The organism is Sandarakinorhabdus sp. DWP1-3-1 (assembly GCF_049896705.1).
Lineage (GTDB): Bacteria > Pseudomonadota > Alphaproteobacteria > Sphingomonadales > Sphingomonadaceae > Sandarakinorhabdus.
The window spans coordinates 25,186-39,974 of the sequence record NZ_JAFCUV010000003.1; the positions used below are offsets into that span (position 1 = coordinate 25,186).

Annotated in this window: 14 protein-coding genes; 7 read left to right on the forward strand and 7 right to left on the reverse strand. The window is 68.2% G+C overall.

Going from position 1 to position 14,789, the window contains the following annotated elements; genetic code table 11:
- The first annotated feature begins 97 nt into the window (after window positions 1–97).
- From ACP7AI_RS13810 to ACP7AI_RS13835, 6 genes are all read left to right on the forward strand, one after another.
- Complete coding sequence (locus tag ACP7AI_RS13810) at window positions 98–2,437, forward strand: TonB-dependent receptor (protein WP_426168439.1); 2,340 nt, start codon at window positions 98–100, stop codon at window positions 2,435–2,437.
- 238 nt (window positions 2,438–2,675) lie between these two features.
- Window positions 2,676–3,593, forward strand: coding sequence for an ABC transporter ATP-binding protein (locus ACP7AI_RS13815; protein WP_426168441.1), 918 nt, complete (start codon window positions 2,676–2,678; stop codon window positions 3,591–3,593).
- Window positions 3,586–5,208: an L-aspartate oxidase gene (nadB, locus tag ACP7AI_RS13820; protein ID WP_426168443.1), complete on the forward strand. Its 1,623-nt coding sequence runs from the start codon at window positions 3,586–3,588 to the stop codon at window positions 5,206–5,208. Before ACP7AI_RS13815 ends, nadB begins: the two co-directional genes overlap by 8 nt.
- Window positions 5,209–5,451: 243 nt before the next feature.
- A complete protein-coding gene (locus ACP7AI_RS13825) occupies window positions 5,452–7,566 on the forward strand; it encodes a pilus assembly protein TadG-related protein (RefSeq protein WP_426168446.1) in 2,115 nt (704 codons plus the stop codon).
- Window positions 7,566–8,123, forward strand: a complete 558-nt coding sequence (locus tag ACP7AI_RS13830) for a TadE/TadG family type IV pilus assembly protein (RefSeq protein ID WP_426168447.1) — start codon at window positions 7,566–7,568, stop codon at window positions 8,121–8,123. The genes ACP7AI_RS13825 and ACP7AI_RS13830 overlap by 1 nt, the downstream gene beginning before the upstream one ends.
- A gap of 47 nt (window positions 8,124–8,170) precedes the next feature.
- Window positions 8,171–8,569 (forward strand): TadE/TadG family type IV pilus assembly protein, encoded by a 399-nt coding sequence (locus tag ACP7AI_RS13835; protein ID WP_426168450.1) that lies wholly within the window; start codon window positions 8,171–8,173, stop codon window positions 8,567–8,569.
- Here ACP7AI_RS13835 and leuC read toward each other — a convergent pair.
- A complete protein-coding gene (gene leuC / locus ACP7AI_RS13840; RefSeq protein WP_426168452.1) occupies window positions 8,566–9,978 on the reverse strand; it encodes a 3-isopropylmalate dehydratase large subunit in 1,413 nt (470 codons plus the stop codon). The genes ACP7AI_RS13835 and leuC overlap by 4 nt on opposite strands.
- Window positions 9,979–10,057: 79 nt before the next feature.
- On the opposite strand from leuC, the gene ACP7AI_RS13845 reads away from it, so the two are divergent.
- Window positions 10,058–10,840 carry a hypothetical protein gene (locus tag ACP7AI_RS13845; protein ID WP_426168454.1) on the forward strand — a complete coding sequence of 261 codons (783 nt, stop codon included), beginning with the start codon at window positions 10,058–10,060 and terminating at the stop codon, window positions 10,838–10,840.
- 49 nt (window positions 10,841–10,889) lie between these two features.
- Here the strand turns inward: ACP7AI_RS13845 and ACP7AI_RS13850 are convergent, their stop codons facing one another.
- From ACP7AI_RS13850 to ACP7AI_RS13875, 6 genes are all read right to left on the reverse strand, one after another.
- The gene (locus tag ACP7AI_RS13850; RefSeq protein WP_426168457.1) at window positions 10,890–11,387 is read right to left on the reverse strand and encodes a glycine zipper 2TM domain-containing protein; all 498 of its coding nucleotides are present in this window, start codon (window positions 11,385–11,387) and stop codon (window positions 10,890–10,892) included.
- 81 nt (window positions 11,388–11,468) lie between these two features.
- Window positions 11,469–12,509, reverse strand: coding sequence for a Holliday junction branch migration DNA helicase RuvB (ruvB, locus tag ACP7AI_RS13855; RefSeq protein ID WP_426168460.1), 1,041 nt, complete (start codon window positions 12,507–12,509; stop codon window positions 11,469–11,471).
- A complete protein-coding gene (gene ruvA / locus ACP7AI_RS13860; RefSeq protein WP_426168463.1) occupies window positions 12,506–13,105 on the reverse strand; it encodes a Holliday junction branch migration protein RuvA in 600 nt (199 codons plus the stop codon). Before ruvA ends, ruvB begins: the two co-directional genes overlap by 4 nt.
- Window positions 13,102–13,593 (reverse strand): crossover junction endodeoxyribonuclease RuvC, encoded by a 492-nt coding sequence (ruvC, locus tag ACP7AI_RS13865; protein WP_426168466.1) that lies wholly within the window; start codon window positions 13,591–13,593, stop codon window positions 13,102–13,104. Before ruvC ends, ruvA begins: the two co-directional genes overlap by 4 nt.
- On the reverse strand, window positions 13,590–14,006 hold the full coding sequence (locus tag ACP7AI_RS13870) for a nuclear transport factor 2 family protein (protein WP_426168469.1): 417 nt from the start codon (window positions 14,004–14,006) through the stop codon (window positions 13,590–13,592). Before ACP7AI_RS13870 ends, ruvC begins: the two co-directional genes overlap by 4 nt.
- A gap of 41 nt (window positions 14,007–14,047) precedes the next feature.
- The gene (locus tag ACP7AI_RS13875; protein ID WP_426168471.1) at window positions 14,048–14,788 is read right to left on the reverse strand and encodes a YebC/PmpR family DNA-binding transcriptional regulator; all 741 of its coding nucleotides are present in this window, start codon (window positions 14,786–14,788) and stop codon (window positions 14,048–14,050) included.
- Between the last annotated feature and the right edge of the window lies 1 nt (window position 14,789).

Here is a 14,789-nt window from a genome sequence, read left to right on the forward strand (position 1 = left end):
CAGGCCGCCGCAACTTCGAACTGTCAGCGATCTGCAACGCAATCGTCACGGGCTTGCTGCAACGGGCCGTGACGCACTGCAACAAGGGGTAATTTCCATGCGCGCCACCTGCCTCGCCACCACTGCCTTTGCCACGCTGGCGCTCGCCGCCCCCGGTCTTGCCGCCGACGTCGCAGCCGATGCGATTGCCGCCGATGTTGCCGCCGCCGATGACACCACCGAGATCGTCGTCACCGCGCAAAAGCGCGAGCAGACCATTTCCAACGTGCCGATCACCATCACCGCCTATTCGGGCCGGACGCTGCGCGAGCTCGGCATCACCCAGTTCGACCAGCTCGCCGCCTATGTGCCCGGGCTGAACGTCCAGGAGCAGAGCCCCAACAACCCGGGCTTTGTCATCCGCGGCATCACATCGGATTCGGGGTCGTCGCAGGGTTCGCCGGCGGTCACCGTCTATCTCAACGGCGTCGACGTCAGCCGCTCGCGCGGCTCCTATTTCGACCTCTATGACCTCGAGCGCATCGAGGCGGTGAAGGGCCCGCAGGCGACATTGTTCGGCACCGCCGCCGCCATCGGTGCCGTCAGCATCATCACCGCCCGACCGAAACCCGGCATCTCGGCCGAACTGCGCGGCGCCTATGGCAATTACGATCAGCGCCGCGTCGATGGCTTCCTCAACTGGGGCAACGACGTGTTCGCCGCGCGCCTGGCCTTTGCCGTCAAGAAGCGCGACGGCGTCGTCGAGAACATCGCCGGGCGGCCGGGATCGCAGACGCCGAACGGTCCGCGCATCGACGATCTCAACGGCCAGGGCCAGTACGGCGCCCGGCTGTCGCTGCGCTACACGCCGACCGACCGCTTCAGCCTCGATGTCATCGGCACCTATGACGGCCAGCGCGCGCCGGGCACCGCCTTCAAGTCGGGCACCTTTGCGCCGACCGGCGGCACCACCTCGCCCTTCACCTTCGTCGAGGTCGCCGGCTCGCCGGTGAGCGCCGCGGTGCTCGGCGGCGACCAGCCCGAGCTGGTCCGCAACGTCTATGACCTCAGCGCCACCGCGACCTACGACGCCGACGGGCCGCTCAGCTACACGCTCGTCGCCGGCTATCGCCAGTTCGATTCGAACGAGGTCTTCGACGCCGACGGCACCCAGGCCTGGTTCCTCGAATTCGCCGAAGATGCCCGCGGCAAGCAGTTCAGCGCCGAAGCGCGCGTCAATTACGACAGCGACACTTTCCGGGCCTTTGGCGGCATCAATTTCTTCCGCGAGGACGGATCGCAGCGCGTGCCGTTTTCGACCGAGGAAGGCACCTATCTGCAATGCGCGGCGCGGCTGGTGCCGGGCCTGCCCTGCATCAACGCCGTCGGCGTGGTGACCGCGGCGCAGGCAACGGCGATCCTGACCCGCGGCGCCGCCAGCGTCATCCCCTACAGCTCGGAATTCAGGAATTCGGCGGAGATGCACAATGTCTCGGTGTTCGCCGATGCGACCTGGATCCCGGTGCCGCGGCTGGAACTGACCGTCGGCGCGCGCATGCTGTTCGAGGACCGGACCAGCGGCTTTTTCGCGCGGGCGCCCAACTCGGTGATCAGCGGCGCGCCGTTGCTGCCGCAGATCGACACCGGCGGGCAGACGTTCACCGCGAACGGCAACAACAATGCGTTTCTGCCGCGCGCCAACATCCTGTTCCGCGCCACCGACGAGGTGAACCTGTACATGACCTGGTCGAAGGGCCGCCGCTCGCCCGTCGTCCAGCTCGGCGCGCAACGGGTGAACGGCGTCGGTCGGCCGCTGCGCACCGATATCGCGGCGGAAAAGATCACCAACTATGAAGCCGGCATCAAGGGCGCGTTCGGCGCCGTCAACGCCAGCATCGGCGCCTATTACCTGAAATACGACAATTTCCAGGTGACGATCGTCACGCCCGGCGCGCCGAACCGCACCGAAAGCGCCGGCAGCGCCACCAACTATGGCGTGGAGGCGGAATTCAGCGCCCAGGTCGGCCGCAACCTCAGCCTGTTCGCCAATGGCGCCTATATCAGTGCCAAGGTCGACGAGGACCCGCGCTATCCGGCGTTTTCGGGCGATCGTTTCCGGCTGCAGTCGGAATGGCAGGCGGCGGCCGGCGGCACCGTCAAGCTGCCGCTGTCGGAGGCGCTCGAACTGTTCGCGACACCGACACTGACCTATCGCTCCGGGGTGTTCTTCGAGTTGCCGAACAACCCCGTGACGTCGCAGGGCCCGGTGACCTTGGTCAACCTGCGTGCCGGCATCCAGGACCCCGGCGGCAAATGGCAGCTGCTCGGCTTTGCGACGAACCTCGGCAACCGGGACTATGTGCTCGATGCCGGCAATACCGGCGGGGGGTTCGGGATCCCGACGTTCATCCGCGGGCTGCCGCGGCTGTATGGGGTCGAGGCGGTGGTGCGGTTTTAAAAAACTGTCACCCCGGCGGAGGCCGGGGCCCATGAACCGCGATTTCGGGCACGAAAGCGCCCACTCGCCGTCTTCCCGGCCAACGCTTGGCTGGCGGGGCACCTCGGTTGCGCAGATTGTGGTTTATGGGCCTCGGCCTTCGCCGGGGTGACGGGCCAATCGGTTGGGGGCGCTCGTGTCGACCACCCGTCACCATGTCACGCTTGCCGCTGCTGCCCCCGGGGTCTATCCGGCTGGCATGACCCAATCCGCCATTTCGATCCGCGGCCTTGAAAAGACCTATGCCGGCGGCAAGCGGGCGTTGAAGGGCATCGACCTCGAAATTCCGCGCGGCAGCATGTTCGGGCTGCTGGGCCCCAACGGCGCCGGCAAGTCGACGATGATCAACATCCTCGCCGGCCTCGTCAACAAGACCGGCGGCAAGGCCGACATCTGGGGCTTCGACATCGACGACCACCCGCGCAATGCCAAGCGCAGCATCGGGATCGTGCCGCAGGAACTGGTCTTCGACGCCTTCTTCACGCCGTTCGAGACGCTCGAGCTGCAGGCCGGGCTGTTCGGCGTGCCGAAATCCGAGCGCCGGTCGATGGAACTGCTCGAAGCCGTCCACCTCGCCGACAAGGCGCATGTCTATTCGCGCACGCTGTCGGGCGGCATGAAGCGCCGGCTGCTGGTCGCCAAGGCGCTGGTCCACAACCCGCCGGTGCTGGTGCTCGATGAACCGACCGCCGGCGTCGACATCGAACTGCGCCAGCAGCTGTGGGACTATGTCCGCACCCTCCACGCCACCGGCACCACCGTCGTGCTGACGACGCATTACCTGGAGGAAGCCGAGGCGCTGTGCGACCGCATCGCGATCGTCAACAACGGCGAGATCGTCGCCAACGACCTGACATCGGTGCTGCTGTCGACCGCCGGCGACAAGAAACTGATCGTCACCGTCGATCGCGATCTTGCCGAGGTTCCAGCCAGCCTCGCCGGCCGCACCGAGCTGAAGGGTGAGCGGGTGCTGACGCTGACCTATGACAAGCGCACCCGCAACGCCGGCCAGGTGCTCGCCGCGGTCGCCGCCGCCGGGCTGGGCGTCGTCGATGTGTCGACACAGGAAGCCGACCTGGAGGATGTGTTCCTGGAGCTGACGCGCAACCATGGCTAGGCGCCCGGCGCCCGACGCGCGCACCTTCGACGTCGTCATCATCGGTTCGGGCGCCGCCGGGCTGACCGCGGCGCTGAACCTGGCCGGCCGCTTCAACGTGGCTGTGCTGGCCAAGGGCGATGTGGCGGCCGGGTCGACGGCCTGGGCGCAGGGCGGCATCGCCGCGGTGCTGGAGGCCGGCGACACGTTCGAGAGCCATATCGAGGACACGATGGTCGCCGGCGCCGGGCTGAACCACCGCGCCACGGTCGAATTCGTCGTCGAGCATGCGTCGGCCGCCATCGACCGGCTCGCCGCGCTGGGCGTGCCGTTCAACCCGGGCGAGACGATCAGCGAGCGCTGGCACCTGACGCGGGAGGGCGGCCATTCGCACCGCCGCATCGTCCATGTCGACGATGCCACCGGCTGGGCGGTGCAGCAGGCCCTGCAAAAGGCGGCGACGGCGCACCCCAACATCACGCTGGTGCCGGGCATGGTCGCCATCGACCTGATCACCGCGGCGCATGTCGAGGGCGAACGCTTTGCGCCGCGCGGCTGCCACGGCGTCTATGCCTTCGACACGACCACGAAGCAGGTGCAGCGCTTTATCGGCAAGGCGGTGGTGCTGGCGACCGGCGGTGCGAGCCGCGTCTATCAATATTCGACCAATCCCGACGGTTCGACCGGCGACGGCATCGCCATGGCCTGGCGCGCCGGCTGCCGGGTGTCGAACATGGAATTCAACCAGTTTCACCCGACCTGCCTGTTCCATCCGACGGTCAAGAATTTCCTGATCACCGAGGCGTGCCGGGGCGAAGGCGGGCATCTGAAATTGCCGTCGGGCGAGCGTTTCATGCACCGCTATGACGAGCGGCTGGAACTGGCACCGCGCGATGTCGTGGCGCGGGCCATCGATGCCGAGATGAAGCGGCTGGGGCTCGACCATGTGCTGCTCGACATCGCGCATCTGGGGGCCGATTTCGTCCGCCAGCATTTCCCGACCATCCATGCCCGGCTGCTCGAACTCGGCATCGACTGCACGATCCAGCCGATCCCGGTGGTGCCGGCGGCGCATTATTCGTGCGGCGGGGTGATGGTCGATCTCGCCGGCCGCACCGACCTAACCGGGCTGTGGGCGGCGGGCGAGGTGACGCAGTCGGGGCTGCACGGCGCCAACCGGCTGGCGTCGAATTCCATCCTCGAATGCCTGGTGTTCGGCCAGGCGGTGGCCGACGACATCGCCGCCGGCTGGGACGCCACGGCGCTTCCGGCGATTCGGCCGTGGGACGAAAGCCGCGTTACCGATTCGGACGAGGAAATCGTCGTCGCGCACAATTGGGACGAGCTGCGCCGCTTCATGTGGGACTATGTCGGTATCGTGCGCACCGACAAGAGGCTGGAGCGCGCTGCCCATCGGGTCAAGCTGCTGCGCAAGGAAGTTGCCGATTATTATGGCAATTTCCGGGTGACGCCCGACCTGATCGAACTGCGCAACCTCGTCACCGTCGCCGACCTGATCGTGCGATCGGCGCGCGCCCGGCGCGAGAGTCGGGGGCTGCACTACACCACCGACTATCCGGGGCTGCTGCCCGCGGCCGTCGACACGATCCTCGATCCGGTGGCCGCGCGCGGCTGAATTTTTCCGATTTTTAGGTGCACTGCAGCACCCTGCAAATGCTGGCAAAAGCGTTAACACGCTGATTGTACAGAAGAATTTTACTCATTCAATATCAATGACTTATTTTATTCCGCTGCCGTTCGGATATTGGCGTCAGGACTGCCATTTCGTTCATCTTGCAAAATTTCTGATTTGAAACATTGCATGTTTAGAGCGTGTTATGTAGGAATGTTACGGGGGCAACGTAACATGGTTAAAGTTTTGGAAAGGCTTTGGCGCGACCGCAGCGGAGCGATCAGCACGGTCTTCATGCTGCTGGTGCCGGCGCTGGTCGCCCTGTCCGGCCTGGCGGTCGAATACGGCAATGCGCTGATGATCCAGACGCGCAATCAGCGTGTCGCCGATTCGGCGGCCTATGCCGCGGCGATCGCCTATCACGGCGCCGGCAACAGCCTGTCCGCGGCACGGGCCGCCGCGACGCGCATCGCCAACCTCAACAACCTGTCCAGCGCGACCGTGCTTGCCGAACAGGTGACATCGCCCGCCAATGCGTCGCGATCGGCAATCCAGGTCACCGTCACCCAGTTCGCGCCGCTGCTGCTCAGCAGTGCCATCTACGGCCCGCGCCGCGTCGCCGTGCCGGTGGTCGCCACCGCCGAGCTGGTCGCCCAGGCCGCGGTCCCGCCGAGCTGCATCACTGCCATCGACGGCGGCGGCACCGGCGTCACCGTGTCGGGCGGTGCCAACATCACCGCCAACAATTGCGGCGTCGCGTCGAACGCCAACCTGACCGTCGCCAACTGCGGCGCCTATGTCCAGTCGAACGGCATCACCTATGCCGCCAACGTGGTGATGCCGACCAACTGCGGCGGTGGCCAGCCGCCGCTGCGCAAGGCCGACGGCACCACGCAGACCGCGGTCCGCGCCCCGGTCGCCGATCCCTATGCCGGCAACGCCGCGGTCGCCGCCGCGGCCGGGCGCCTGTCGCAGGCGACGGGGATGGCGGCACCGGTGCTGCCGGCCATCACCATCCCGGGCAACGGCAACGACGTCGATTTCAAGGGCGGCTATAACGCCAGCGACGTCACCGATGTCGACAACCAGGCCCGCAACAACGGCTGCCGCGCCTATTGGACCTCGAACGCCTGGGACTATATCTGCCCGTCGGGTTCGAACACCGTGATGCGGATCCGCTCCATCTGCGGCGGCTGCACGCTGCGGCTCAACCCCGGCGTCACCAACGCGACCGTGCTGACCATCAACAGCTCGATCACCGCCCAGGCCAAGCTGACCTTCGGCAACGGCACCTTCAACATCGGCGGCAATTACACGGGCGGCTATGGCGGCACCGAATTCAACGGTATCGCGCTCAATGTCAGCGGCTTTGTCAACGTCGGTACCAGCGGCGCCGCGACCTTTTCCAGCGGCACCTACAACATCGGCCAGGGCCTCTACCTCAACGGCAGCGCGACGACGGTGTTCGGCTCGGGCACCTTCAACATCGGCCGTGGCACGATCGCCTGCGGCGGCAGCGGCTTCTACAGCATCTGCGCGCTGTCGTCGGGCACCACGACGATCGCCGGGCCATCGGTGTTCAACCTGCCCGGCGGCGTGCGCACCGGCGGCGGCGCGACGCTCAACCTCGGTTCGGGCAACAACAACAGCTATCGGTTCGGCGCCAGCAGCGACGGCTATGCCTTCCGCGGCGACGGTGGTGCCGACACGATCATGGCCGACGCGTCGTCCGGCGGAAACGTCTATGAATTCGGCGGCCATGTGAACCTGACCGGCGGCGGCAGCTGCCTGATCGTCGGCGCGGCACCCAACCACGACATCAAGGGCAATCTGTGGGGCACCGGCGCGATGAAGCTGGGCGCCGGCGTCTACACCATCACCGGCAGCGTCAATTTCGGCGGCAGCGGCGGCGGCGACAGCAGCTGCGGCGGTTCGACGATCGGCCTTTATGCCGACAATGTCACCTTCGTCATCGGCGCGGCGGCGGGCAGCACCGCGACCAGCGGCGACTGCGCCGGCCAGTCGTTCTGCCTGTCGGCGGGATACAGCAATGTCGTCATCAACGCCCCGACCAGCGGCGCGCTCGGCGGCTTTGCCGTCATCGGGCCGCAGTCGGCATCGATCACGGCGGGCGGCACCTTCACTTCGGGCGCCTCCAACACCGTCGTCACCGGCGTCTTCTACATGCCCAACGGGTCGCTGAACTTCAGCGGCGGTGCCTCGCTGGGCGATGCCAGCGGCTGTCTGGAGCTCGTCGGCCGCCAGATCACCGTGTCGGCGGGCGCGCTGCTCGGCAGCAGCTGCATCTCGAGCCAGGGCAGCGGCACCCCGGCCGGCTTCTCCGCACGGCTGGTCGGCTGATGCGCCGGCCGCACCCCACCCGCCTCGATCGCCGCGGCGCCGCCGCGATCGAATTCGTCATCATCGCACCGGTGCTGCTGGCGATGTTCGCCGGCGTCGTCGATATCGGCAATCTGCTGATCACGCGGTTCCGGCTCAACGCCGCGGTTGCCTCCGGCGTCAACTACAGCATGGTCCACAGCGATGACGTCGGCACCGATGGGGCCCCGGCGCTGTCGACGTCGCTGGCCCGGCTGGTGGCGAATTCGTCGCAAACCAGTGGTGTCACCGCGACGGTGACGGTCAACAACGGCCCGTCGGCCACCGCCGTCGGCAGCGGCGAGGCGACGGTCAGCAGCAACGGCAGCGCCACCACCAGCAACGCGCTGTGCTATTGCCCGACCACCGGCAGCGACTGGGCGATCACCACGACCTGCGGCAACAGCTGCACCGGCGGCGGCACCGCCGGGCGCTTCGTGCGCATCACGGCGCGCAAGACCTTCACGCCGCTGCTGTCGACCTATGGCCTGGTACGCAACGGCACCGTCGTCGCCACCAACATCGTGCAGACGGAATGAGCCGCGGTCGAACGACCGGCCCCGACCGCCGTCGCAGCGGATCGGTCATGGTCGAATTCGCCATGCTGATCCTGCCGCTGCTGGTGCTGATCTTCGGCGTCATCGAATATGCGCGGCTGCAATGGACGCGCGGCGCGCTGCAGCAGGTGGCGATTGCCGGCGCGCGCTGCGCCGGCCTGCGCGCGGTGTCGTGCTCGGTCAGCAACGGCACCGGCCGCGACTATAACGCAGAGCTGACCCGCAACTATGTGCGCGGCCGCGCCGCCAGCTGGTATGTCACGGTCGGCGCCCCGGCCATCGTCATCACGCCGAACACGGTCTGCGACGGCGCCGGCAATCTTGTCCGGGTTGACATCAGCTACACCTTCCGATCGCCGTTCCTCGCGCCGATCAGCGCGATGAACATGCCGGTCCGCGCCAGCGCCTGCTTTCCCAACCAGAGCTAGCCCATCAGCTCCCGCACATCGGTCAGCCGCCCGGTCACCGCCGCCGCCGCTGCCATCGCCGGGCTGACCAGATGCGTGCGCGCACCGACGCCCTGGCGGCCGACGAAGTTGCGGTTCGACGTGGAGGCGCAGCGCTCACCGGCCGGCACCTGGTCGGGATTCATGCCGAGGCACATCGAGCAGCCGGGTTCACGCCAGTCGAACCCCGCCTCGACGAAGATGCGGTCGAGCCCTTCGGCCTCGGCCTGGCGCTTGACGAGGCCGGAGCCGGGGACGACCAGCGCCTGCTTGACGTGGGCGGCGACCTTGCGGCCCCGGGCCACCGCCGCCGCCACGCGCAGGTCCTCGATGCGGCTGTTGGTGCAGCTGCCGATGAAGACGTTCTCGACACTCAGGTCCTGCATCGGCGTGCCGGCGGTCAGCCCCATGTAATCGAGGCTTTTCGCCGCCGCGGCGCGCTTGCCTTCGTCGGCGAAGCTGTCGGGCGCCGGCACGACATCGCCGATGGCGACGACATCTTCCGGGCTGGTGCCCCAGGTGACCAGCGGCGCGATGCTGCTGCCGTCGATGATCACCGTATCGTCATAGCGGGCGCCGGCGTCGGTCGGCAGCGTCCGCCACCAAGCCAGCGCCGCGTCGAGGGCGGCGCCCGTCGGCGCCCGCGGCCGGCCGATGACATAGTCGAAGGTCTTTTGATCGGGCGCCACCAGCCCGGCGCGGGCGCCGGCCTCGATCGCCATGTTGCAGACCGTCATGCGGCCTTCCATGCTCATGTCGTCGATGACCGCGCCGGTATATTCGAGGACATAGCCGGTGCCGCCGCCGGTGCCGAGCCGGGCGATGACCGCCATCGCCACGTCCTTGGGGGAAATCGAGAAACCGAGCGTGCCGGTGATGCGCACCTCCATCGTCTTCGACTGGCGCAGCAGCAGCGTCTGCGTCGCGAAGACATGTTCGACCTCCGACGTGCCGATGCCGAAGGCCAGGGCCCCGAAGGCGCCGTGCGTCGCGGTATGGCTGTCGCCGCAGACGAGGGTGACGCCCGGCAGGGTGAAGCCCTGTTCGGGGCCGATGACATGGACGATGCCCTGTTCGGGGGCGTCGATGGCGAACATCTCGACACCGAAATCGGCGCAGTTTCGGGTCAGCGCCTCCAGCTGGGCCCGCGACATCGGGTCGAGGATCGGCAGGCTGCGGTCGGTCGTCGGGACGTTATGATCGGGCACCGCCAGCGTCAGGTCGGGGCGGCGCAGGCGACGGCCGGCCAGGCGCAGGCTTTCGAAGGCCTGGGGCGTCGTCACCTCGTGGATGAGATGGCGATCGATGAAGATGAGCGCAGTGCCGTCATCGAGCTGGCGGACGAGGTGGTCGTCCCAGATCTTCTGGTAGAGCGTGCGGGGACTGGTCATGCCCTGCCTGTTGCCGGGAAACCGCGCCGCCATCAAGCGCCATGGACGATATCGTTGCGGCCCTGTAAGCGCCGGCGCCATGAACAGCCTGATCGACATCCTGCCCATCGAGATCATCGGGCCCGGATTGTTCCTCGCGCTGTGTCTCGTTGCCGAAGTCGCCGGCCGCTTTCGCCGGCGCCGGGCGCTGGGCGGGGAGACCGGCTATGCCGCGTCGGCGGCGGTCAGCCTGCTGGCACTGCTGGTCAGCTTCACCTTTTCGGTGGCGCTCAACCGCTATGACGGCCGCCGCGACCTGGTGGTGGAGGAAGCCGCCGCCATCGGCATGGTCTGGCAGCGCGCCAAGCTGCTGCGCGAGCCGACCGAAAGCGAGGTCAAGGCCAGCCTGGGCCGCTATATCGACGGGCGGCTCGACTATTTCCAGCGCGACCGCCAGACCGACCGGACGCGGCCGACCGATGCCGCCGGGCGCAGCGTGCGGCTGTCGCTGTGGAATGTCGCCGACCGGTTGAACACCGCCGGCGACCAGCCGCTGACGACGCGCGCGCTGGTCGACGCGTTGACCCGGATGGACGATGCCGCCGCCCGCCGCGAATCGATGGCGCGCGAGCATATCCCTTTGCTGGTCATGGACATGCTGGCGATGTTCACGCTGATCGTCGCGGCGATCCTGGGCTATACCGGCGCCGTCCATGGCCATGTCACCCGGATGGCCAATTGGGCCTTCTTCGTGCTGGTGACGCTGGCAATCGTGCTGGTGCTCGATCTCGACCGGCCGCGCACCGGACTGATCACCGTCTCGCAGCTGCCGATGCTGGAGCTGGAAGCGATCGTCGACGCGCGCCGGCCGCCGGCACGATAGCGAACGGCGGCGGCCGTGAAGCCGCCGCCGCTACCGTATGCGCCTGCGTTCAGCAGCCGCGATTGTTGCGGCCGTTGCGATCGATGCTGTTGCCGACTAGGGCACCGGCGCCGCCGCCGATGACGGTGCCGAGCAGCCGGTCGCCGCGACCGGCGACGCCGTTGCCGATCAGGCCGCCGGCGATGGCGCCGAGGATGGTGCCGGTATTGTTGTTGTTGCGGCAGCGATAACCCTGGTTGTAGCCGTTATAGCCACGGCGCTGCTGGTAGTAGCCGCCATGACCCTGCCGGACATAGCCGTTGTTGTAGCCGCCGCCGTAGCCGGGCTGGACATAGTTGCCGCTGTAGCCGCCGTTGTAGCCCTGGTTGCCGTAATAGCCCTGGCGCGCATACTGGCCGCCATAGCCGCTGCGGTCGCGCTGGCTGAATTCCTGGCCGCGGTAGTTGTCGCGGTAGCCGTCGCGATTTTGGGCGCTTGCGGCGGCCGGGACGACGCCGAGCGCGAGTGCCGAAAGCAGTGCGGTGGTGGTGATCAGCTTGGCCGTCATGACGTCCTCCTTTTCGGCCGCTCCGGCGGTCGATGAAGACGGTTTAGCGCGAGTCGGCTGCGCCGGGGCTGAACGCGATCGTTACCCGTCGTTCATGTCATCGATATCGAGCAGCGGCAGTTGCAACGGCGTTCCGGCCGGCGGCGCGAGGCCGAGATGCTTCCAGGCGCCGGCGTTGAGCATACGGCCGCGCGCCGTGCGGGCGACGAGGCCGGACTGGATCAGGAACGGCTCGATGACCTCCTCCAGCGTGTCGCGCGCCTCGCTGAGGCCCGCGGCGAGCGTCTCGATGCCCACCGGGCCGCCGCGATAGATGTCGGCGATCATCATCAGGTAGCGCCGGTCCATCGCGTCGAGGCCGAGCTTGTCGACTTCAAGCCTGTTGAGCGCACGGTCGGCGGCGGTCCGGTCGACAGTGGCGGTGCCGGCGGCGGCGGCGAAATCACGGACCCGGCGCAGCAGCCGCCCGGCGATGCGCGGCGTGCCGCGGGCGCGGCCGGCGATCTCGCGGGCGCCATCGGCAGTCAGATCGAGCTGCAGCAGTGCCGCGGCGCGGGTGACGACGCGTTCGAGCTCGTCGACGGTGTAGAAGACCAGCCGCAGCGGGATGCCGAAGCGGTCGCGCAGCGGCGTCGTCAGCAGCCCGGCGCGGGTGGTGGCACCGACCAGGGTGAAATGCGGCAGGTCGATGCGGACGGAGCGTGCCGACGGCCCCTCGCCGATCATCAGGTCGAGGACGCGGTCCTCCATGGCCGGATAGAGGATCTCCTCGACGGCGGGCGACAGGCGGTGGATCTCATCGATGAACAGCACGTCGTGGTGATCGAGGTTGGTCAGCAGCGCGGCGAGGTCGCCGGCCTTGGCGATCACCGGCCCCGAGGTGGCGCGAAAGCCGACGCCGAGTTCGCGGGCGACGATCTGCGCCAGCGTCGTCTTGCCGAGGCCGGGCGGGCCGTGGAGGAGAACATGGTCGAGCGGTTCGCCGCGCGAGCGGGCGGCGGCGACGAAGACGGCGAGATTGGCGCGCAACGCCTCCTGCCCGATGAACTCGGCGAGGGATTTCGGGCGCAGCGCGGCGTCGATGTCGTCGGGCTTGCGCTTGGGGTCGAGATCGGGGGTCATCGTGCGCTTTTCCTGAGCGCGACGCGGATCAGTTCACCGACCGCCGCGCCTTCGCCCAGTTCCGCCTGCGCCTCCGCCACCGCGCGGCTGGCGTCCATCGGGCGGAAGCCGAGGCCGGCCAGCGCCGCAAGGGCATCGGCGACAACGCCGTGCGCGGAGCCGACCGGCAGCGGTGCCGATGTGCCGAGCGCGACCGCGCCGAACTTGCCCTTCAATTCGTTGGCGATGCGCGCCGCCAGTTTCGGCCCGACGCCGTTGGCGCGCGCGATGCTGGCGGTGTCGGCGGCAGCGATGGCGTGGGCCAGCTCGTCGGGGCCGAGCACCGACAGGATCGCCAGCGCGACGCGGCCGCCGACGCCCTGCACCGTCGTCAGCAGGCGGAAACTGTCGCGCTCCGCCTCGCCCAGAAAGCCGAACAGCTGGATGGCATCCTCGCGGACCTGGGTTTCGATGTGCAGCACCACGGCGCTGCCGATGCCGCCCATCGCGCCCAATGTCTTGGCCGAGGCGCTGACCAGATAGCCGACGCCGTTCACATCGACGACACAGGCGTCGGCGGCGGTCGAATCGAGCAGGCCCTTCAGGCGCGCGATCATGCGACGCCGCGCAGGCGCGCAGTCGCCGCCAGATGGGCGTGGGCGATCGCCACCGCCAGCGCATCGGCGGCATCTTCGCCGGTGACTCTGGTGCCCGGCAGCAGCCGTTCGACCATGGCATGGACCTGGACCTTGTCGGCGCCGCCGGTGCCGACGACGGCCTTTTTCACCAGCCGGGTCGCATATTCGGCAACCTCGAGCCCGCCGCGCGCCGCCGCCAGCAGCACGACGCCGCGCGCCTGGCCCAGCTTCAACGTCGATTGCGGGTTGGCGTTGACGAAAACCTCCTCGATCGCGGCGGCGGTGCAGGCGTGGGTGGCGATGACCGCCTCCAGCCCAGCGTAAAGCGCCGCCAGCCGGTCCGCCAGTGGCTCGGTGGGGCGGGTCTTCACCGTGCCGTGCGCAATGTGGCGGAGGCGGTTGCCGGTGGATTCGATGATGCCCCAGCCGGTCTTGGCGAGGCCGGGATCGAGGCCGAGAACGATCACTCGGCGGTGGCGGCTTCGCGCCCCAGCGTGACGAAGGTTTCGCTGCGCAGCCGCCAGCCGGTCGGCGTCGGCACCCAGACCGCCAGATATTCGCCGCTGAGCCGGGTCTCGCCGGTGGCGGTGCGGAACCGGCCGAGCCAGTGCCCGCGTTCCATGGCGCGCTCGGCCGGAACGGCGATGGTCACGACATCGGGCGTGCGGACATAGGAAATGAATTGCGGATTGCGGAAGCTGTCGGCGAAATAGGCCGTCATCGCATCGCCGCCGCTGATGACCTCGCCGCCGCTGCCGGCGATGCCGACATAGCCGTCGACGAACGCCGCGCGCACGGCCGGCACGTCATGCGCCAGGATCGCGGCGTTGTACGCCGCCCGCGCCGCGCGAACCGCGCTCGCGTCGTCAGCGGCGGACACGGGAGCCGCCATCGCCAGCAACAGGGCCCCCAGCGCCGGCTTCAAAGCTTTTCCAGCACGTCTTCCGGCACATCGTAATTGCCCCACACGGTCTGGACGTCGTCGTCCTCCTCCAGCGCGTCGATCAGCTTCAGCAGCTGGGCTGCGTCGCCTTCCCCGACGGTTACCATGGTGCCAGGCTTCCAGGCGAGCTTGATGCCTTCGGCCTCGCCGAGCACGGCTTCCAGCGCCTTGGCGACGTCGTGCATGCCGTCGATGGCGGTCCAGATCTCGTGGCCGTCCTCGGACGATTCGACATCCTCGGCGCCGGCTTCCAGTGCCGCCTCGAAAACCTTCTCGGCGCTGCCGGCGCCGGCCGGATAGCTGATCAGGCCGAGCCGTTCGAAGCCATGGCTGACGGAGCCGGACGCGCCCAGGTTGCCGCCGTTCTTCGACACCGCGGTTCGGACGTTGGTCGCGGTGCGGTTGCGGTTGTCGGTCAGCGATTCGATGATCAGCGAGACGCCGCCGGGGCCGAAGCCTTCGTAGCGGACTTCCTCGTAGTTGGTGCCGTCATTGGCGGCGGCCTTGCTGATCGAGCGTTCGATATTGTCTTTGGGCATGCCGCCGGCGCGGGCGGCGAGCACGGCGGCACGCAGCCGGGCGTTCATCGCCGGGTCGGGCAGCCCCGCCTTGGCGGCGACGGTGATTTCGCGCGACAGCTTCGAAAAGGCGGCAGCGCGTTTCCTGTCCTGCGCGCCCTTGCGATGCTGGATGTTCTTGAATTTGGAATGACCGGCCATG